Raw genomic sequence first — 17,892 nt, forward strand, 5'->3', positions numbered from 1 at the left:
TCGCCCCGGCCGCGCTCGGGGTCAACCGCAAAGAAAACGGCCGGCGAGGTCGCCCCGCCGGCCGTCGTCGTTTCAGAGGTTATCGAACCGGCTTACTGGGCCGGCTTCGGCGCCTCGGCGGCGCGCACCTCGACCGGCAGGCCCAGGGCGTCCAGTTGCGGCTTGACGACCGAGGCGTCGCCGACCACCACCCAGACGAAGCTGGACGGCTTGATGGCGGCGCGGGCGGCGGCGTCCATCTGGGCCGCCGTTAGGCCGTTGATACGGCCCGCCAGCGTTTCCTGATAGTTGTCCGGGCGGCCGTACAGGGCGTTGCTGCGCAGGGCGCCCAGCACCTGGAACGAGGTTTCATAGCTGCCCGACAGGGCGCGCGTGTCGCCCAGGACGGTGCGTTCGCGCTCGGCCGCCGTCACGCCTTCAGCGCCCAGGAAACGGTCGTACTGGCTGATCAGGGCGGCGATGGATTCGCCCGTGCGGTTGGCCTGAACCGGCGCGTTGACGATATAGGGCGCGCGGTTCTCCAACTGGCTGATGGTGCCGCGCACGCCGTAGGACCAGCCCTTGGTCTCGCGCAGGTCGGCGTTGATCCGCGACAGGAAGTCCGTCCCCAGCACGGTGTTGGCCGTGGTCAGGGTCAGCAGGTCGTCCGTGCCCGACACCGGCAGCACCTGGCCGCCGTAGATCAGCGACTGGGGCGACTGCGGCCGGTCGATCAGCACGATGCGCGCCGAGGTCTGAGGCAGGGCGGCGTCGAACGCCTTGGTTCCCTTAGCCGTGGTCGGGGCGCGCCAGTTTCCGAAGGCCGCCTCAAGCTGCGGCTTCAGTTCGGCCAGCGGCAGGTCCGACACCACGAACAGCTTGGCGTTGTCCGGGCGGATCCAGCGGGCGTGTTCGGCCGCCAGGTCGTCGCGGGTCAGACCGCGGATCACCGCCTCGTCGCCCGTACCGCCGAACGAACGGCCGTAGGGATGGCTCGCGCCATAGATCAGCGGGGGCAGGGCGCGCCCGGCGATCGACGCCGGCTGGGTCTTTTCATTGGCCAGGGCGGCCAGGCGCGTGGCGCGCAGGCGCTCGATCTCGGCCGGAGCGAAGGCGGGATTGCGCACGACGTCCGACAGCAGGGTCAGCGACGGCTGCAGGTTGGTCGTCACGGCCGACAGATTGGCCACCGTGCGGTCCATCGACGAGCCGACGGAGACGCTGGCGCCCAGGCGTTCCTGCGCCTCGGCCAGGGCCTTGGAGTCGCGCGTCGTCGTGCCTTCCTGCATGACGTTCAGCATCAGGGTGTGGGCGCCCAGGCGATCGGCGCGGTCGGCCGCGACCCCGGCGTCGAATTCCAGCGCCACGCGGGTCACAGGCACGGTGGTCGAGCGGGCGTAGACGATCTCGATGCCGTTCGACAGGGCGGCGCGCTCGACAGCCGGGAAGTCGACGTTGGACACCTGGCCGATGGCCGGGGCGGCGTCGCGAGCCACGCGCTGGATCGGTTCGGCCGGCGCCGGGGTCGCGCCGGACGGCGCGGCGGCGGCCTCGACATAGGCCTCGCGCTCGCCCGGCATGACGATCTGGCTATAGACGGGGCGGCTCAGCCACTTGCGCATGGCGGCCTGGACCTGGGCCGGGGTCACGGCGGCGTAGGCCGCCAGCTCTTTCTTGTAGAAGTCCGGATCGTTTGAATAGAGCTGCCCCTCGGCCAGGACCGAGGCCTTGCCGTTGGCCATTTCCAGGCCCTGGATGCGCTGCGAAGCGTAGCGCGTCACCACGCGATCAATCTCGTCCTGGGTCGGGCCGTTGGCGATCAGGTCAGCCAGGACGGCGTCCATGCGGCGAGCTACGGCGTCGGCGTCCGCGCCCGGCTTGACCATGGCGGAGTAGCTGAACATGCCCAGGCGCTGGAAGGTCTGATTGCCGGCCGAGACGCTGGAAGCGGTTTGCTCGTCACGCACCAGCACATTGTCCAGGCGCGAGCTGGCCAGGCCGCCCAGCACCGAGGCGCCGACGCTCAGCGGCACGGAGTCCGGATCGCCCAGGCCGGGTACGGCCCAGGTGCGGCTGATGCGGGTCTGGGCCACGCGGTCGTGCAGCACCTGCTCGACCGGCGCCGCCAGGGTGGGCACCGGCGCCGCCGCCGGAGTGTTGACCGGGCCGCGCGCAATGGCGCCGAAGTATTTCTGGGTCAGCTCGCGGGCCTTGGCCTCGTCGATGTCGCCCGACAGGACCAGGACGGCGTTGTTCGGGCCGTAGTTCTCACGGAACCAGTCGCGCACCGTCTCCATGCTGGCCGAATCCAGGTCGGCCATCGAACCGATGGTCGAGTGGCGATAGGGGTGGCCCTCGGGGAACAGGGCTTCCAGCGTGGCGTAATAGGTTAGGCCGTAGGGCTGGTTGTCGCCCTGGCGCTTCTCGTTCTGGACGACGCCGCGTTGCAGATCCAGCACCTCCTGGCTGACCTGCCCCAGCAGATAGCCCATGCGGTCGGATTCCAGATACAGGGTGTACTCCAGCGCCGGGGTCGGCACCGTCTGGAAATAGTTTGTGCGGTCGAACCATGTCGTGCCGTTCAGGCCCGTGGCGCCCGCCGCGTTCATCGTCTGGATGTGGCTGGAAGGCGAGTTTTCCGACCCGCCGAACATCAGGTGCTCGAACAGGTGCGCAAAGCCGGTCGAGCCCTTGGGCTCATCCTTCGATCCGACATTGTACCAGACCGACACCGCCACCACCGGCGCCTTGCGGTCCTCATGCACCAGCACGGTCAGGCCGTTGTCGAGCTGGAAGCGCTTCCACGGAATATCGACGCGGGCGACCAGCTCCGACACCGGCGCCCCGCGCAGGGGCTCGGCCTGAGCGGCGGCCGTCGTGGCGGCGGAGGCGGTCGCGGCGGGCGCGGCCAGAACGGGCGTGCTCACGGCCAGCAAGGCGGCGAGCGCAACGGAAGAGGCGGCAAGACGCATGGTGTTTTCAGTCCCCAACAGATCATGTTGAGACGGACCTTAACCGCGCGCGCGGCCGCCGCAACGCGACACATCGCTATGTGAACGATTGTTCATGTTTGCGCGCCCGGCCTACGCTTGATCGGAGCGAGGATCCAGGCCCGCCGCCGCCTCCAGTTCGCGCACCTGATCCCGCAGCGTCTTGCGCTCTCGCATCAGGGCCAGCCATTCTTCCATGCCGGCCTCGCGCTGGGCGGCGTTGACCGCCCAATACTCCTGCTTGGCCGGATGCGGGTCCGCCTCGTCCCAGATCGCCAGGCGGCTGGAGGCGCACTGATCCTCGTTCAGCGCCAGCGCCTTGATCAGCTCCAGCGGAATGTCGTCCAGCGTCACCTCGCCGCGTCCTCGCGCCCGCTCGCTCCTTTGCGCCATCCGGCCATAGGCCTCGGCCAGTTGGGTCAGGGCCCTGGCCTCGTCCCACATCCGTCCCCGCATGGCCCGCGCCGAGGCCCGCATCGCCGTCTCGGCCAGAACCTCCGCCGTCTCGTCCGCGTCCCCTTCGGACGGCGCGAACAGGGCTTCGGCGCGGACCGCCTCGGCCGCCGCCCGTTCGACCTGCATCCGCTCGCGCGCCTCGGCCTGTTCGCGCGCCCGCGCATCGCCCCAGTCGCGCTTGGTCGCGCCATGGACGGTGATGCGCTTGCGCAGGGCGTGCTGCGACACCCGCCACCGCTCGCTCAGCTCCGGCACGGTCGCCCCGTTGCGATAGGCCTCCAGAATGATCTCCCACGTCGCCCGCGACAGGCGATAGTGCGCGGGCTTGGCGTCCAGGGTCTCCTTCATGCGCGCAAGGATAGGACCGGCGCCGACCCAGGCGGGTTGGATGCGCCGATCCGACCCCAAGCCCCTGAAAACCCACACGCCCTTACGCTGACCTTAACGCCTCTCCCTCCCCTTTATGGGGAGGGTGGTCGCGCCAGCGACCGGGTGGGGAGGGCGAGGTGATCGCCTCGGCCCCGCTAGGGCGAGCACTATGCCTTTCACCACGAGCGCGTCTTCCTGATCGTCTGTGCCCGCGCCACTTGGCGCGCAAGGTCGAATGGACGTCCCAGGAGCACGGCGACGGCGCCGGCTACGACATCCGCAGCTTCGACCCGGCGGGCCGAGAGTGGCTGATCGAGGTCAAGGCCACCCGCGGCAGCGCCCCGCCGCCGACTTCTTCCTAACCTGCACCGAGCGTGAGGTGTAAGCCGAACGCCCCGACGCCAGGCGCCTCTACCGCCTTCACGACCTCACCGCCGCTCCGGGCCTGTTCCAGCTCAAGCCCCTGCTGGAGACGGCTGTGACGCTAACGACGGAGACGTGGCTGGCGAAGTTTGCATGAGATTTATGTTAAAAAGGCGGATACGCGCGCAGATATAAATGGATGGCATTGGGGGTGATCTAGAATAAATTGGATTCTATAATTTTGGGCTGCTGCGGAATGTAGTCTCTGTAGTATGCGACTATACATTCGCTCTGGGGTTCGATTTTCACGCAGCTGGCTGTTCACGTTTGAGAGCGTGCCGTTCAAGCTTTGTTTAAATTTCTTGTCTTCTTCTGGCGTAAGCCCCAAGCCGCCTACAATCTCGGCGAGAAGAAGCCGCCAGTCGCCATTATCAAAGATAGAAGGTATCGCTACCTCATCCGCAAATGCCCACCAGTGGTAAATTTCTCCCCCATGTGTCACACTGTAGTGTTTTGCGATTGAGTACATATTTGGATCGTATTGTGATCCATGCATGGGCGCTGCTGCTATTGTCCCAGTTGTACGTCCTACGTTTCGAAGAACGCCATTGCTTTCTCGTGCGAATAGCAAACCGATTGGACCAATAGTTGCAATGCGGAAGTAAGCTGCAGGAATTGATATTTTCGCTTTATCTGCGATTTGAAGCATAGATTTTGCGGGGTCGCCGATAAGGTCAAAATTAGAATTTATCCAATCTGTGGGCGCAAGAAGCTCTGACGAGAAGCGATTGGCTTCGGCTTCTATATGCGATTCTTCGAAATTTTCTTCGAAGAGGTGAATATCGTCAATTATTAGTCCGGCATGCCAGGGTATGAGTAAGTGGCCAAGCTCATGTCCTAAGGTGAATCTTTTTCTAAGTTCAGGTTTGTTTCGATCAACGATAACAAGGGGGCGTTTACCTGGCGATTTGAGGCCCACGCAAACGGCGTCTATGCCTTCTGGAATTGAATCGAATTCCAAGTCAGCATACTGTGAAACTAGTGCTTTTACGTCGATTGGAGGTGTCAGGGAGAAGCGGTGTATGACCCGCTTGGCTAGACTGACTTCGGGGGATTCTATCTCTTCCCGCGCTGACGCAGCCATCGCTCTATACTCGCAAGTCTATCGCCTGAGTCACTTCTAGCAGCAAGACGATCCTCATATGCCGCCTCTAGCAAATCTTCTAGTGGTCGGTTGAGCTTTCGAGCCGTGACTATCTGGGGAATGATGTCAGGGTTTTGGACCCATGCTGCATACTCGTCTTTCGTTAAGCCGAGATAGTCATGCAGGCTTTTACCGCCCGGTTGCTCGTGCCAACGGTCAACGAAATCATCAATTTCGTCGAACATGATCTTGCCGGTAAGCGCTAGTTTAAGGAAGGTCATGGCCATCAAACTTTGATCGACCGTCCCGGGACGGCATCCTTTATGAAGTCGCCTGTTTGCGGGTCTTGGACCCCGAGATGGCGTCCTCGCTTGTTGAAAACTTCCACTTCACCATGAAGCGCATCCCAAGTGTACAGTCGCTTCCCATCAAAGCTGCGCCAGCGCTTGGACCCTTCTATGAAACCTAACTCCTCAAGATCGTCGAGGATGCTGGGCTGAGGAATAATCTTACCCACTTAATGATCGCCTAACATGATTCGGCGAAATCGTCTCTCGGTGATGATGTGGGTGTCAATCCTCGTCCATCTTCAGCGCCGCGATGAAGGCTTCCTGCGGGATCTCGACCTTGCCGAACTGACGCATGCGCTTCTTGCCGGCCTTCTGCTTCTCCAGCAGCTTCTTCTTGCGGGTGGCGTCGCCGCCGTAGCACTTGCTGGTCACGTCCTTGCGCAGGGCGCGGACGGTTTCGCGGGCGATGATCTTGCCGCCGATGGCCGCCTGGATCGGGATGGTGAACATGTGGGGCGGGATCAGCTCCTTCATCTTCTCCACCATGCCGCGGCCGCGCGTTTCGGCGCGGGCGCGGTGGACCAGCATGGACAGGGCGTCCACCGGCTCGGCGTTGACCAGGATCGACATCTTCACCAGGTCGCCGACCTTGTAGTCGGTGATCTCATAGTCGAACGAGGCGTAGCCCTTCGAGATCGACTTCAGGCGGTCGTAGAAGTCGAACACCACTTCGTTCAGCGGCAGCTCATAGACGACCAGGGCGCGGCTGCCGACGTAGGACAGCTCGATCTGGCTGCCGCGACGGTCCTGGCACAGCTTGATCACGCCGCCGAGGTATTCGTCGGGCGTCAGGATGGTGGCCTTGATCCACGGCTCGCTGATCGTCTCGATCTGCATGACGTCGGGCAGGTCGGCCGGGTTGTGCAGGTCGATCTCGGTCCCGTCGCGCAGGCCGATCTTGTAGACGACCGAGGGGGCCGTCGCGATCAGGTCCAGGTTGAACTCGCGACTCAGGCGCTCCTGAATGATCTCCAGGTGCAGCAGGCCCAGGAAGCCGCAGCGGAAGCCGAAACCCAGAGCCGCTGAGGATTCCATTTCATAGGTGAAGCTGGCGTCGTTCAGGCGCAGCTTGCCGATGGCGGCGCGCAGGTCTTCGAAGTCGGCGGCGTCGACCGGGAACAGGCCGCAGAAGACCACCGACTGCACGTCCTTGAAGCCCTTCAGCGCTTCGGCCGTGGGTTTCTTCTCGTCGGTGATGGTGTCGCCGACGGCGGCGTGGGCGACTTCCTTGATCTGGGCGGTGATGAAGCCGACCTCGCCGGGGCCGAGTTGATCGACCGGGGTGTTCTTGGGCAGGAAGACGCCGACGCGGTCGACCAGGTGCGACGAGCCGGTCTGCATCATCTTCACGCGCATGCCGGCCTTCAGCACGCCGTCGAACACCCGCACCAGCAGCACCACGCCCAGGTAGGGGTCGTACCAGGCGTCGACCAGCATGGCCTTCAGCGGCGCATTGATGTCGCCCTTGGGCGCCGGCAGCCGGGCGACGATGGCCTCCAGCACGTCCTCGATGCCGATGCCCGACTTGGCCGAGCACATGACGGCCTCCGAGGCGTCGATGCCGATGACGTCCTCGATCTGGGCCCGCACCCGGTCCGGCTCGGCGGCGGGCAGGTCGATCTTGTTCAGGACCGGGACGATCTCATGGTTGTTGTCGATCGCCTGATAGACGTTGGCCAGGGTCTGGGCCTCGACGCCCTGCGAGGCGTCCACCACCAGGATCGAGCCTTCGCACGCGGCCAGCGAACGCGACACCTCATAGGCGAAGTCCACGTGCCCCGGCGTGTCCATCAGGTTCAGGACGTAGGTCTCGCCGTCCTTGGCCTTGTAGTTCAGGCGCACGGTCTGCGCCTTGATGGTGATGCCGCGCTCCTTCTCGATATCCATATTATCAAGAACCTGTTCCGACATTTCGCGCGCGGTCAGGCCGCCCGTGAACTGGATCAGGCGGTCGGACAGGGTCGACTTGCCGTGGTCGATGTGGGCGACCACCGAAAAGTTGCGGATGCGTTCGATAGGGGGCGTCGTCATGGTTCGGCGCGCGTAGCACGCCGCGAGGCTTTGCGCCACGACGCTGACGCGACCTTCAGGCAATCAGGCGCTTCGCCGTTCGGCATGAGCCCTTGCCGCTATACTCAGGCTTTTGAGCGTACGAGAATCGCCTTCCGATATGATTTCTTTGTTGTTCCGTGGCTCACGCACGCGTCCCCCTGAGGGGCGATCAAAGATATGCCTAGCCGCGCACCCTGCTGCTGTTCCTGGTCCCCGTCACCTTAAACAGAATTCGAACAAGGCCCGCTCGGGTGGGCCTTGTCCTCCGAGTGCACTATCAAGAACTGTATGGAAACCGACACATAAAGCCCGCGGGCGAGGTGGGAAAGGCGCGTTCCTTGGGGGCGCGACAGGGGGCGGCATAGCCGAGCCGCAGTTCCTCATGCGTGCTTGTCAACCTTCGTCCGCTACCTCCGCCGCCTCAGTCGAAACCGCCGCGCGGCGGCTCGGCCAGGCGGGGCATCCCCTCCATCGGCGTCAGATATTCGCGCCAGACGTGGTGGGTGCGTTCCCGGATCAGCTCCATCTCGCAACTGGCGGCCATGACTGTACGGATCGTGCCCGGCTTCCAGTAGGTGTCCACGGCACCACACGCCGCCTCCATGTAGGCCCGCCACAGCCGCTCACCCTCGCGGATTTCCGCGATCAGCGCCTCGGAATCTCTTTCGTCGTTCTCCCGCAGGACCGCATAGGCGGTGTCCGTATATAGGCGCAGGTTTTGCTCCAGGGCCTTGACGTCGCGCCCCGCACAGACGTTCTGTTCCATAGTCGAGCCTGCGTTGGCGCAGTCGACGCCGGACCAGTCGTCCTGAACCGACGCCGAACTGATCGAAAGCGCACCAAACAAAACCACCAGCGTCGCCATCGCGATCTCCCTTGAATGGATCTAGCGCCCGATACTGGCATTGGCGGCGAATGATGGCCATTCGGGAAAAGGGCGACGCGCAGCCCACCCCCTGATCCCCGGAGCCTTCCCATGTCCGACGCCCCATCGTGGGTTCGGCAGCCTTTGAGCTGCGCAATGCGTCTGAAGATGAAGACAGACCTTCGCCAGGCGCAGGCTGGCCTCAAAGACTTCGGCGAGAAGGCTGGCCGACCGCTTCACGATGCGGGAGCACGACAACCTGGCGGACGACCTTCTCACCGACGCCGCCAAGGGATTGGGCAAGGAAGGCGGCGGCTTCTGGTCATCCACCGCCAGCGAGAGCCAACGGCAGCGGGCGGTGCGGATCGCGCCATATCGCAGGGGGGGCGGTGAGCTCCCCCGACCGCATGGCCGAGGGACTCTTGCTACAAGCTTGCGCTTGATTCCGTTTATGTTACGGGCACATAAAGTAGGAAGTGAAGACTTTTGTTAGGTAATCGGCGGTGTTGCCAGTTCTGATTTCAGGCCCCTCGCAGAATAGCTGAACGCTGCCTACTGGCACAACGTCGAGAAGATAAGTGATTATGAGGTGCGGTTGTTCTGCCTCTACCGCGTTTGTCGGAATGAGAGTTGCGGCGCCTGCAGCCGATGAAGCCATCAAAGCTGAAGCGAGGGCTAGATAGACGAGTTTTTTTTTAAGGGTGTTCCTCCTATTTGCTTTCCTCCCGAAGGCACGGTCACGATGGGAAGTTGCGTAACTGAACGCCAATAACCTCTGCATGATCGCGCTGTAGTGATACAGTTGGTCGGCCGTGCTGCCGAATATCGGTGGATACTTCTGCTTATTTTCCGCTTCCTGAAACTTGCGTATGGCTCGCTTTGGCGAGCCTTTTTCATTGGAGGCTGCATGGCCGTCCTTCTGCTTCCGTCTGTCCCAGCGCCAGCGGGCGTGGGCATCGAACTGCTGACCAACAGGAATGTGCTGGTCTCGGCCCAGGAGGGATGAACAGAAGCGGCAGAGCAAGGACTCACGTTGTGCGCTGACCTTCCCCATGCCGCCGATGAGCGCGTCACCTCAATGGCGTGGGGTGATCTGAACGCCGAAGGCGCTACGGTTCTGATGGCGGTCTATCAGCCGGGGTTTGACGTCGACTCTCTCGTCGCCCTGCGTGTGAGCGGGGCAGGGGGCGTCGCTGCCTCTATCGTGCGGCGGCAGTGCGGCCGCGAATGCATCGAGATCACGCCGCCAGTCACGACTGAGCGGCGAGCCCTCGGGCTCCGCTAACGTCCGTTCTGAGTCAAACGAAGACCAACCCACAACTTGGGTGGCCTCATGAAGCAACGGGGGGTGATCGTAAGACTGACGTGAAAAGGCGGCCAACCAAGGAATCTGGTCAGCTTCTGGTCAGCGCCAACGGCGCAGTACCTCTAAGTCTTTGAAAGAGAATGGTGGACGCGACAGGGATTGAACCTGTGACCCCTACGATGTCAACGCCGAGAATTCATTGTTTTTAATGAGGTTTCTTGCCTTGCTGCGTTCAATGTGTCCGCGCTGTGGCGGGTTTCTGGGGTCGTTTCGTGGGCGTATCCTGGGCGCGCTAAACCCAGAGTTACTTGTATGGTAAGGTAAACAATTCAGAGTTGGCCTAAATTATAGAAGTATATATTCACATAATTTCAGAATTAACCTTACCTGTCTTTGTGATGTAATTGTATTTGTTTCAATTTAGTCCTGCGGTTTGGCATTGCATTTGCTTGATGGTCGTCTGCGATATCAATCGCGACCTTTTTGGGAAATGCCATGACTACATAAGGAGGACTAATGGCGAAGGAACACGAAACGAATCTGGGGCGCTTCATCCGCTCAAACAGGAGGCAGGATGGGACCGATCATGTCTTCATGTCGGTGCCGGACCATCTGTGTCCGTCGGGTTGGCCCAAGACCATCACGCTTCCCTCGGAAGGGAAGGTTCGGGGATCGCTCGAGGATCCAGTGTTTCTCGCCAAGGTGCGGCGTGAAGCGGAAGTTTTGAATGCACGGCTCGACCAGCGCCGACTGGAAGAAGAAGTCTATCGCTCGGATCAACGCAATGCGCGTGCCCTCGCGAATATCTACTTCAAGACCCAGCGTTTTCGAGACGTGTCTGAGGCTCGCCAATACCGAAATAGGCGCGACGCCATGCTCTTCGTCGATTGGGCGGAGCGGCGCGGCGATCCGGATTTCGCTACGCTGAGGAAGCCGGATTTTGAGGATTTCCTCGCCCTGTATGATAATCGCCCATCGCAGAAGTTGGAATTGCGTTCGACGCTCAACATCCTCTGTACGGAAGCGATGGAGGCGGGATGGCGTTCGGACAACCCGATCTCTCGCATTCCATGGACGGTTCCCAAGCCGGCTCGGGAAGTCGTCCTATGGACGGATGAGACCGCTCACAGGTTCGCGAAGATGGCGCAGCAAATGGGGCAGCCTGGTCTGGCGGCCTTGATCGTGTTCGGTTTGCAAACCGGTCAACGGTTGGGCGACCTTCGAGCGGCGCGGCATGACGTGAACTATCGCACTGGGATGTTTCAGCTGAAACAATCGAAAACCGGCGCCTTGGTGAAATTCCCCGTGAACAAGTCCTTGTGCCGCATGATCGAGGCGGTGCAGGTCGAGGGCTCTCCATATCTCTTCAACGATGCGGACACGGGCGCCAGCTTCACCAGCGCGCGTCTGAGCGCGCGTTTCAACGAAGTGCGCCACGCGGTGACATCTGACGGCGATCCGCTGATGTTGCTCGCTACGCTGCGTCATTCGGCGGTTTGCCGGATGGAGAGGGCGGGCGTGTCTTTGATCCAAATCGCTTCGGTGACCGGGCACAAACTGGCCCGCGTCCACTCGATCATCGCCCGCTATGCCGTCGACCGTGAGGGGTTTGCGGCAGAGGCGATGATGAAACTGAACCAGGTCGGTGGCGGGGGTGCCGGCGACTTCATCGATGACGACCCCTTTGCGGGAGTGGACGCCAAGGCGGAACTGAAGTCCGTCTATCGGTCGCCGCCGCCGAACCCTGCACGTCCGGGGCACATGCTGGCGGCCAAGCTAGGGCAGCATCGGCATCGCCTTGTCCTGCCTCCGTTGTCCGATATCTGGGGTGAAGCGGACGAGGCTGATGAAGCCGACAACATTCAACTCTGATGCGGACGCCATGACGTAACGCGGAGCGGCCTGAAGATTTTCCTCAGGCCGCTCAACATTTTATGGACGAGTCACGTTTTGATTCCGACCAGCAGTCTTGAGTCTTTTCAAAACGTGACTCGTCGAATTTCTTTGTAAAGTCAGCTTTTTACGTCGCCGCGCCATTCAACTTCTGGTCGCGACCGCTATTCGATCACCGACATGCCCTTGAAGATCGCCGGCGACGGCGGTGGGCCGTCGGTCCAGTGCCAGGTCTCACGGGTGCGCATCAACTCCTGCGTGACCTGGGCGGGGACGGCCGGGATGTCGACGGGCGTCGGGGCGTAGGTGCCCGACGGGGCCAGGTACAATGGGGAACCGGTGAGGGAACCCGCCGAAGCGCGCTTCGATCAGCATGTCGCGGATCATGCCGTCAGGGATGACTATCTATTCCGTTAGGATGGCGCCGCCATGGGCAGCCAGGGTCGATGGTTGTCATTTCCAGCATGGTCTCACCTAGGGTGGACACGGTCGTCGTAGGCGCCGCGGTATGTGGTCGTGCGACGCCTGAAACTGCCCTGAGGCGTCACAATATGGAAGAAAACCATGCCGCAGTAGTTCGTAAAAGGTAGCGAAAATTACGGCTCAGTTTTCCCGCGCCGCCCGAAAGGCGGTTGGTGGTGACGCACGACGTCAAAGTGAAGGTTGATGATCTCACTGCGTATCTGACGAACATCCGCCTGCGTGGCAGAGAGCTTGCGAAGTAAGACCAGTACGCCGCATCCGATCGCAACGATGAGCGTCAAAATACCCAACAGGACCATAACGCTCCCCCCGTTTCCAATAGGACATCTAATGTCCTGGAAGTGGTGACCGGATCGTTAACATCTCCCGCAGATGGGCTGGGAAAAGATCATTGGCGGAAATCTGCGACGGTTCCGCCAAGCGCGGGGCATGACACAGGAGGGATTGGCCGCCGAAGTTCATTTGGACGTGCGCCAAATCGGAAGGATCGAACGCGGACAGAGCTTCCCGAGTATCGGGCTCCTGGTCCACCTCTCTGAGATTCTGTGCGTCCAACCAGGTCAATTCTTCGAACGAGAGCCGTGAGCAATTTCTGATTGAGGTCAAATAAACTTAGGCATTCGGCGCGACATTCTGGCTGGTCCTGACTCGTAGGGGCGGTTGGCAATGTCCGCTTGAGGCTCCGAGTCGACCAACTGCCGTACGCACAGGTTTGCATCAAGGCGGTGATTGGACGGTTCTGCCTTCTGATTGAAGATGCGCCCAACTCGAGACATCCGACGTGCTGAACGTCGGCGCGGAAAGGCCGGAGGTGCGCCGAGATGAAAACTATCGACTTAGACGAAGTGTCCGGCCCCTTCGCTGGCATTCAATTCGATACGTTTGAAGAGACCATAGTTGCCTTCACGATCGGTGGCCTCGGTTCGTCGAACTCTCATCTCGATATCGCCGCCTATCTCTTTGATGCGGTCTGGGCGGTTGAGAAGCTGGCGGGCTATGCGGCCGCTATAAGCTATCGGAGGGAGGGTTATTTCGGGCGCAAGTTGCTGATCACCGTTCGCGAGCCAAAGCTCGGTTTCGGTCGAGTCTTAGACGATGTGTCACTTCGCATGGCTTTAGATGACGAGGATCCGGATCCGACGCTTCAATCCCGGATCGATGCTATCGACGCCGAAATCTCTGAGCTTGAGGACACAATCTCCGAGAGGGTCGCCAAGTGCCCAGACATAGTCGACTGGTATCTGTCTAACCTGGTATTAGGCGCCAATTACGAGTGGCGAAGCGAGTCCCCAGAATATGTGAGGCAACAGTTCGCTGACTATCCAGAACGACGCTTCGGATACTTCCGCAGCGCCCATAGCACCTCCGTGGGGGCCTCGTGTTTCGCCGGTGAAAAGGGCTGGTTGCTCCCGGCGGGACGGGACTTGGACGTTATTTTCGACGCGACCGGTCAGAAGTGCCGGATGGCTGAGTTTTTACCAGCTACCTTCGTTCAAGCTGGTGGCACCGAGACGCTCTGCGTCGCAGGCCAAGCCGCTCCTTTTCCTATGGCGGCCTTTCTCCAAGGCGCGGGGTGCATCGATGCAGTTCAGCGCGACGGCGGGGATGTCGATGACGAGTTCGATCCGCCCCGAACACTCGAACTCATTCGGTTTCTGCAAGGGCGGTCAAGGTTGTGGTTGCACGCTAGCGGCGCGCTCGCTCTCGTCGAAGGGCAAGATTTCCATCAACTCCTGTTGATTGATGCCCAACCCGTCCGTTCCACACAGCTAGTGAAACAGGCTCAGGCCATCGGGAAAATGCAATCGCGGCTGCTGGAGGCAGGTGGCTTAGGGCAATCGATACAGTGCGCTTGGGGTACCCTTACAGACGATGAGTTCGAGGAACTTTGCTACGATATCGTCCGGCTACATCCAAAAATCGATGCCGAGCGCGTTCGTAAGATGGGCAAGTCGCGTTCGCGAGATGGCGGCCGAGATATCGTGGCCTTTGAACGACGCTCCTCCGCGAGAGAGCAGTTCAAATGGATATTTCAATGCAAGCTGGTCTCCGACGGACGCTCTCTTGGCGGAACACGTCTGACGGACATCGGCGATATGCTCGATCAATATGAGGCTAACGGCTTCGGCGTTATGACCTCTGCCCTGATCGACGCTACACTCTATGACAAGATCGATGCCCTGTGCAGCAGGCGCAGCATTCTACGACGAGACTATTCGGTGCTGGAGTTGGAGAGAGAGCTCCACGCCCGGCCGGATTTACGGGCACGATATTTCGCATAGCGTTGCGAACCAGGGATTCACGCTATTCGTCTCAGTAACTGCTGCTAGGCTTCATCTTCGACGTCCCCTTCGTTCGGGACTGAAGCCTCACCACCGAGCGCGTCATAACGCCTCGCGGCAAGCCATTGCAGACGCTTGGCCTGGGTAAGGAGAACACGCCTTAGCCCGCCCTGCACCTTCCGTTCGGAGATGACCTGCGCAAGGCGCGCCAGGACCTGGGCGCGTCGGGCGATACGGAAGTCCGGGTGGGAGCGGAGTTCGAACACCCGGTCGGAAACGATGCGGCCACGTACCGATGCAGGCGGCTCTACGGCAAGACGCCCTGGAGGCGGGTCCTTCTCATTCAGGATCGCCTTGAACTCAGACGCTTCGACGGCCTGCTCGGTGATGAGACGCTCAAGCGCATCGAGGTGCTGACGGGCATCGATATCCGAACGGTTGGCGTCTTGGAGGTTCGGTAGCGGCCAGAGTTCGACTTCGAAGACTTCGAACGGATCGAGCACGGACATCGCAACGGCGTCGGTTCGCTGGTTGGTCAGATGGCGCCGAATCCGCGTGCGTAGACGCTCGTTCGTCTGTCCCACATAGATCGGCTCGCCGTCGTAGTCGAAGAAGGCGTAGACGCCCCAGCGGAAGTTGCCAACGGGAATGCCCGTCTGCTCGAACGGCGTATCGAGCAATCGCGCAAGGTTCTCTCGCAGGTCCTCGGTCTCGAACGGCGGGAAGTTTACGGCGTCGGGGTTCCGGCCGAACAGCGGACCGACGTCAGTCACGAGCCGCACGACCCCCGCGCCGCTTGCCGCTCGCCGGCTGATCGCTCGCAGCCTGGGCTTCGATGCCAAGGATAGGCTCGAAGATGTGCTGGGCCAAATGTCGGACGACCGGGGTCGCTACGCCATCGCCTGTGAGATGGTAGGCTTCGGTGTAGTTGGACGGCAGCTTGTAGTTATCTTCGAGACCCATCAATCGGGCCGTCTCACGTGCGGATATCAGTCGGCTCCGCACCTTATCTCCGTCGACGACCAGAATGACCTGACGGCTTGAACCGCCGGCCGGCGTACGCAGGCAACCGGCGACGTCATCGAAACGAACCTCGGCTCGCTGGACCTTGGCTCCCTTCTCATCGAACCGCGTGCGCTTGTAGACACCTCCGACCATACGCCGACCGGCGCGCTTGGCGGCGTTCAGCTTATCGAGGTTCACCCGAGACATCATCGCAACCAGGGCCTTGGTCTCAGCCGGCGTATGCCATTTCACGCTCGTCGGATGATCTTCGATGACGTCAGCGAAGGTCTTTGTCCTGTGTGGCGGCGTGGGGACGTTCCACCAGACTCTGTGCTCCAGCGCTTTCGCATCGACGCGCTCGAAAGCACGCTCGAGAGCGGGCGTGTGGAAAGGGCCGATCGGGCCGGATGAGACAAGGTCCGGATCGATGGTGATGTCTGGCCGTACGCCAACTAGGAAGAGCCTTGGGCGGGACTGGGGCACGAAGAGCTGGGCGTTGATCACCAGGGCGCCGTAGCGATAACCGCTCTTGGAGAAGGCTTCGCAGATCGCCGCGAAATCGCTCCCGTTGTGGGACGTCAGCGTCCCGCAGACGTTCTCCAGCGCGACGATGCGAGGTGCTCGCCCCTCATCCTTCAAGGCATCGACTATGTCCCAGAACGGATAGAAGGTTCCGGACCTTTCGCCCTTGAGACCCGCTCCTGCGCCGGCGAGCGAAAGGTCCTGGCAGGGGAACGATCCCCAAATCAGGTCCGCCTCGCCCGGAAGCTGTTGGGTCTCGACATTGCGGATGTCGCCAACATGCAGCTCGCCTCCCGTGCCCCAGTTGGCCTGGTAGGTCAGCCCCTTCTTGCCATCGAAGTCGTTGGCGAACTGACAGGTCCATCCATCGCCCAGCCCGGCTCGAGCCATTCCGGCTCCCGCGAAGAACTCGTAAAAATCAGCCATTGCGACGCTGAAGCTCCAAAGAGACGACTTCGACCCGATCTCTCGTCAACTTCTCTCTCACCGCTTCCGCGACCCAAGTGTTTCGCGAAACGCGTCCTGCCCGTGCCGCACAGCTTGCGTCAATCGCAGCGAACACATCCGCTGGAAGCCGCAGGTTGACGCGGTCGGTTGGCTTGACCGTGGATGTTGTCGAATCTCTTTGCATGGCGCCAGAGTGGCGCCACAGGCTGAAATAGTCGAGTTGCTATTTTGTTCTTATTTTCGATCGGGGCAAGTTTTTGAATGACGTCGATCGCGTTTGGCGAGCGCATCTACGATGAGCCGGTTCGCAGATTAATCGTCCCGACCAGCTTGGCCGTGCTCTCGGACGAGGAGGCGGACGCCGGTGAGGACCATGGGCTGGAGGGTAATCACCTATACCGTGACATTCGATCAGTGGGGTGGGATCTGGTCGCGGCGGCGATTCAGGCCGAAGCTGCGCTGTTCGATCGGTTCAGAGCCTCAACCGACATGGACGCTGAGTACGAAGTCTGGCGTGACGAACTCGAGGAGGCTGAGACGCCAGAGGAAGACTTCTACGGACTGGATCTCGGCGTCATCAGCGCGGTATTGGCCCTGTCTGCGATCGGCGCGGTTACGGTGTGGAGTTGTAACGCCGGTGGCTTCGGCGGAGGCCACGCGGAACCCTTCCCGCTGATCACGATGTTCCTGCCTCCTGAACACATCGCGGAAGTTATGGAAGCCGCGGAAGCTGCGGATGTCGGGTTGGACATGCTGGAAGGCGGGTTGGTCCGGCTCTACGGGCGAACAGACTTCGACCTGCATCGGTTCGCGCAGGTCGCTCTCACTCAACGCCTCAATCTTCTTCCGCAGGATTCGGTTTGAGTTCGTCCGCCACCGCTCTTTTGACCATGGCGCCAATGGCAAGAGAATACGGCTCTGCTTCGAGAGCGGTTTTGGCCAGAAGCATATTCTCGGCCAGATCGGCATAGCGACGATCTTTGGTGAGCAAGGCCTCCCCGCACTCGAGGTTATAGTATCGGTAGAGCTTGCAGACGACGATGGTGCGTGCGCCCTTCTCCGACTTTGGCGCGAAGAGCGCGTTGCCGAAGAACAGGTGGTCTTCCCACTCATCGTAATGAGGATGGATGATGGAATAGGCGTCGGATCGGCGAGGAAATGTTCTTCGCTCGACAACGAGGATATTCTGGTCGCTCTTGGCTGAGTTGCAGTCGATGCAGGCAACCGCAAGGTTCTCGGGTTCGAACGTGAAGTCCGGTCTGAGAACCCTGGCGATCACATGTTCGACGTCCCAAACACGTCCGTGGTTGTGACGTGCCCCTGAGAATTTCCTCCACGCGGAGCTAGAGTCCGGCCCTTGAAAGGACGGACGGAATGAAACGAGCG

The 17,892-nt window shown here is 61.2% G+C and carries 17 protein-coding genes; 5 read left to right on the forward strand and 12 right to left on the reverse strand.

What is annotated here, in order from left to right:
• Positions 1–92 precede the first annotated feature (92 nt).
• Positions 93–2,951 carry a pitrilysin family protein gene (locus tag EGK63_RS06520; RefSeq protein ID WP_125900473.1) on the reverse strand — a complete coding sequence of 953 codons (2,859 nt, stop codon included), beginning with the start codon at positions 2,949–2,951 and terminating at the stop codon, positions 93–95.
• A gap of 111 nt (positions 2,952–3,062) precedes the next feature.
• A complete protein-coding gene (locus EGK63_RS06525; protein WP_125900474.1) occupies positions 3,063–3,773 on the reverse strand; it encodes a hypothetical protein in 711 nt (236 codons plus the stop codon).
• A 158-nt stretch (positions 3,774–3,931) separates the two neighbouring features.
• On the opposite strand from EGK63_RS06525, the gene EGK63_RS16715 reads away from it, so the two are divergent.
• Positions 3,932–4,156, forward strand: a complete 225-nt coding sequence (locus EGK63_RS16715; protein ID WP_125900475.1) for a protein NO VEIN domain-containing protein — start codon at positions 3,932–3,934, stop codon at positions 4,154–4,156.
• A 161-nt stretch (positions 4,157–4,317) separates the two neighbouring features.
• On the opposite strand, the gene EGK63_RS06535 is transcribed toward EGK63_RS16715, so the two are convergent.
• The 6 genes from EGK63_RS06535 to EGK63_RS06560 all read right to left on the reverse strand — a co-directional run bounded on the left by EGK63_RS06535 (position 4,318) and on the right by EGK63_RS06560 (position 9,622).
• Entirely contained in the window at positions 4,318–5,301 is a 984-nt protein-coding gene (locus EGK63_RS06535) for an ImmA/IrrE family metallo-endopeptidase (RefSeq protein WP_095046139.1), read from the reverse strand.
• Positions 5,274–5,588, reverse strand: coding sequence for a hypothetical protein (locus tag EGK63_RS06540; RefSeq protein ID WP_125900476.1), 315 nt, complete (start codon positions 5,586–5,588; stop codon positions 5,274–5,276). Before EGK63_RS06540 ends, EGK63_RS06535 begins: the two co-directional genes overlap by 28 nt.
• Positions 5,588–5,818 (reverse strand): colicin E3/pyocin S6 family cytotoxin, encoded by a 231-nt coding sequence (locus EGK63_RS06545; RefSeq protein WP_095046140.1) that lies wholly within the window; start codon positions 5,816–5,818, stop codon positions 5,588–5,590. Before EGK63_RS06545 ends, EGK63_RS06540 begins: the two co-directional genes overlap by 1 nt.
• A 55-nt stretch (positions 5,819–5,873) precedes the next feature.
• Positions 5,874–7,682 carry a translation elongation factor 4 gene (gene lepA / locus EGK63_RS06550; RefSeq protein ID WP_125900477.1) on the reverse strand — a complete coding sequence of 603 codons (1,809 nt, stop codon included), beginning with the start codon at positions 7,680–7,682 and terminating at the stop codon, positions 5,874–5,876.
• A gap of 442 nt (positions 7,683–8,124) precedes the next feature.
• Entirely contained in the window at positions 8,125–8,568 is a 444-nt protein-coding gene (locus EGK63_RS06555) for a lysozyme inhibitor LprI family protein (protein WP_125900478.1), read from the reverse strand.
• Between the two features lie 454 nt (positions 8,569–9,022).
• Entirely contained in the window at positions 9,023–9,622 is a 600-nt protein-coding gene (locus EGK63_RS06560; protein WP_125900479.1) for a hypothetical protein, read from the reverse strand.
• 768 nt (positions 9,623–10,390) lie between these two features.
• Between EGK63_RS06560 and EGK63_RS06565 the strand changes: the two genes are divergently transcribed.
• Positions 10,391–11,746 (forward strand): tyrosine-type recombinase/integrase, encoded by a 1,356-nt coding sequence (locus tag EGK63_RS06565; RefSeq protein WP_040346210.1) that lies wholly within the window; start codon positions 10,391–10,393, stop codon positions 11,744–11,746.
• 185 nt (positions 11,747–11,931) lie between these two features.
• Here the strand turns inward: EGK63_RS06565 and EGK63_RS16460 are convergent, their stop codons facing one another.
• Positions 11,932–12,096, reverse strand: a complete 165-nt coding sequence (locus tag EGK63_RS16460) for a hypothetical protein (protein ID WP_155818638.1) — start codon at positions 12,094–12,096, stop codon at positions 11,932–11,934.
• Positions 12,097–12,622: 526 nt separating this feature from the next.
• Here EGK63_RS16460 and EGK63_RS06570 point away from each other — a divergent pair.
• Positions 12,623–12,835 carry a helix-turn-helix domain-containing protein gene (locus tag EGK63_RS06570; protein WP_081461910.1) on the forward strand — a complete coding sequence of 71 codons (213 nt, stop codon included), beginning with the start codon at positions 12,623–12,625 and terminating at the stop codon, positions 12,833–12,835.
• Between the two features lie 236 nt (positions 12,836–13,071).
• Positions 13,072–14,532 (forward strand): restriction endonuclease, encoded by a 1,461-nt coding sequence (locus tag EGK63_RS06575; RefSeq protein ID WP_003166181.1) that lies wholly within the window; start codon positions 13,072–13,074, stop codon positions 14,530–14,532.
• A gap of 44 nt (positions 14,533–14,576) precedes the next feature.
• Here the strand turns inward: EGK63_RS06575 and EGK63_RS06580 are convergent, their stop codons facing one another.
• Complete coding sequence (locus EGK63_RS06580; protein WP_243637604.1) at positions 14,577–15,314, reverse strand: GIY-YIG nuclease family protein; 738 nt, start codon at positions 15,312–15,314, stop codon at positions 14,577–14,579.
• Positions 15,298–16,485 carry a DNA cytosine methyltransferase gene (locus EGK63_RS06585; RefSeq protein WP_003166179.1) on the reverse strand — a complete coding sequence of 396 codons (1,188 nt, stop codon included), beginning with the start codon at positions 16,483–16,485 and terminating at the stop codon, positions 15,298–15,300. The genes EGK63_RS06580 and EGK63_RS06585 overlap by 17 nt, the downstream gene beginning before the upstream one ends.
• 282 nt (positions 16,486–16,767) lie before the next feature.
• Between EGK63_RS06585 and EGK63_RS06595 the strand changes: the two genes are divergently transcribed.
• Positions 16,768–17,370 carry a hypothetical protein gene (locus EGK63_RS06595; RefSeq protein ID WP_040346206.1) on the forward strand — a complete coding sequence of 201 codons (603 nt, stop codon included), beginning with the start codon at positions 16,768–16,770 and terminating at the stop codon, positions 17,368–17,370.
• Here EGK63_RS06595 and EGK63_RS06600 read toward each other — a convergent pair.
• Positions 17,342–17,892: hypothetical protein (locus tag EGK63_RS06600; protein ID WP_243637605.1), on the reverse strand; the 551-nt coding region annotated here is incomplete at its 5' end. The genes EGK63_RS06595 and EGK63_RS06600 overlap by 29 nt on opposite strands.

It is taken from the genome of Brevundimonas sp. 357 (assembly GCF_003938605.1).
GTDB lineage: Bacteria > Pseudomonadota > Alphaproteobacteria > Caulobacterales > Caulobacteraceae > Brevundimonas.

What these genes read in the sequence shown, in the direction of transcription:
- EGK63_RS06575 (WP_003166181.1), top strand. Translation starts at nt 13,072, where the DNA reads ATGAAAACTATCGACTTAGACGAAGTGTCCGGCCCCTTCGCTGGCATT.
- lepA (WP_125900477.1), bottom strand. Translation starts at nt 7,682, where the DNA reads ATGACGACGCCCCCTATCGAACGCATCCGCAACTTTTCGGTGGTCGCC.
- EGK63_RS06595 (WP_040346206.1), top strand. Translation starts at nt 16,768, where the DNA reads ATGACGTCGATCGCGTTTGGCGAGCGCATCTACGATGAGCCGGTTCGC.
- EGK63_RS06520 (WP_125900473.1), bottom strand. Translation starts at nt 2,951, where the DNA reads ATGCGTCTTGCCGCCTCTTCCGTTGCGCTCGCCGCCTTGCTGGCCGTG.
- EGK63_RS06565 (WP_040346210.1), top strand. Translation starts at nt 10,391, where the DNA reads ATGGCGAAGGAACACGAAACGAATCTGGGGCGCTTCATCCGCTCAAAC.
- EGK63_RS06535 (WP_095046139.1), bottom strand. Translation starts at nt 5,301, where the DNA reads ATGGCTGCGTCAGCGCGGGAAGAGATAGAATCCCCCGAAGTCAGTCTA.
- EGK63_RS06570 (WP_081461910.1), top strand. Translation starts at nt 12,623, where the DNA reads ATGGGCTGGGAAAAGATCATTGGCGGAAATCTGCGACGGTTCCGCCAA.
- EGK63_RS06560 (WP_125900479.1), bottom strand. Translation starts at nt 9,622, where the DNA reads ATGGGGAAGGTCAGCGCACAACGTGAGTCCTTGCTCTGCCGCTTCTGT.
- EGK63_RS06555 (WP_125900478.1), bottom strand. Translation starts at nt 8,568, where the DNA reads ATGGCGACGCTGGTGGTTTTGTTTGGTGCGCTTTCGATCAGTTCGGCG.
- EGK63_RS06525 (WP_125900474.1), bottom strand. Translation starts at nt 3,773, where the DNA reads ATGAAGGAGACCCTGGACGCCAAGCCCGCGCACTATCGCCTGTCGCGG.
- EGK63_RS06540 (WP_125900476.1), bottom strand. Translation starts at nt 5,588, where the DNA reads ATGGCCATGACCTTCCTTAAACTAGCGCTTACCGGCAAGATCATGTTC.
- EGK63_RS06585 (WP_003166179.1), bottom strand. Translation starts at nt 16,485, where the DNA reads ATGGCTGATTTTTACGAGTTCTTCGCGGGAGCCGGAATGGCTCGAGCC.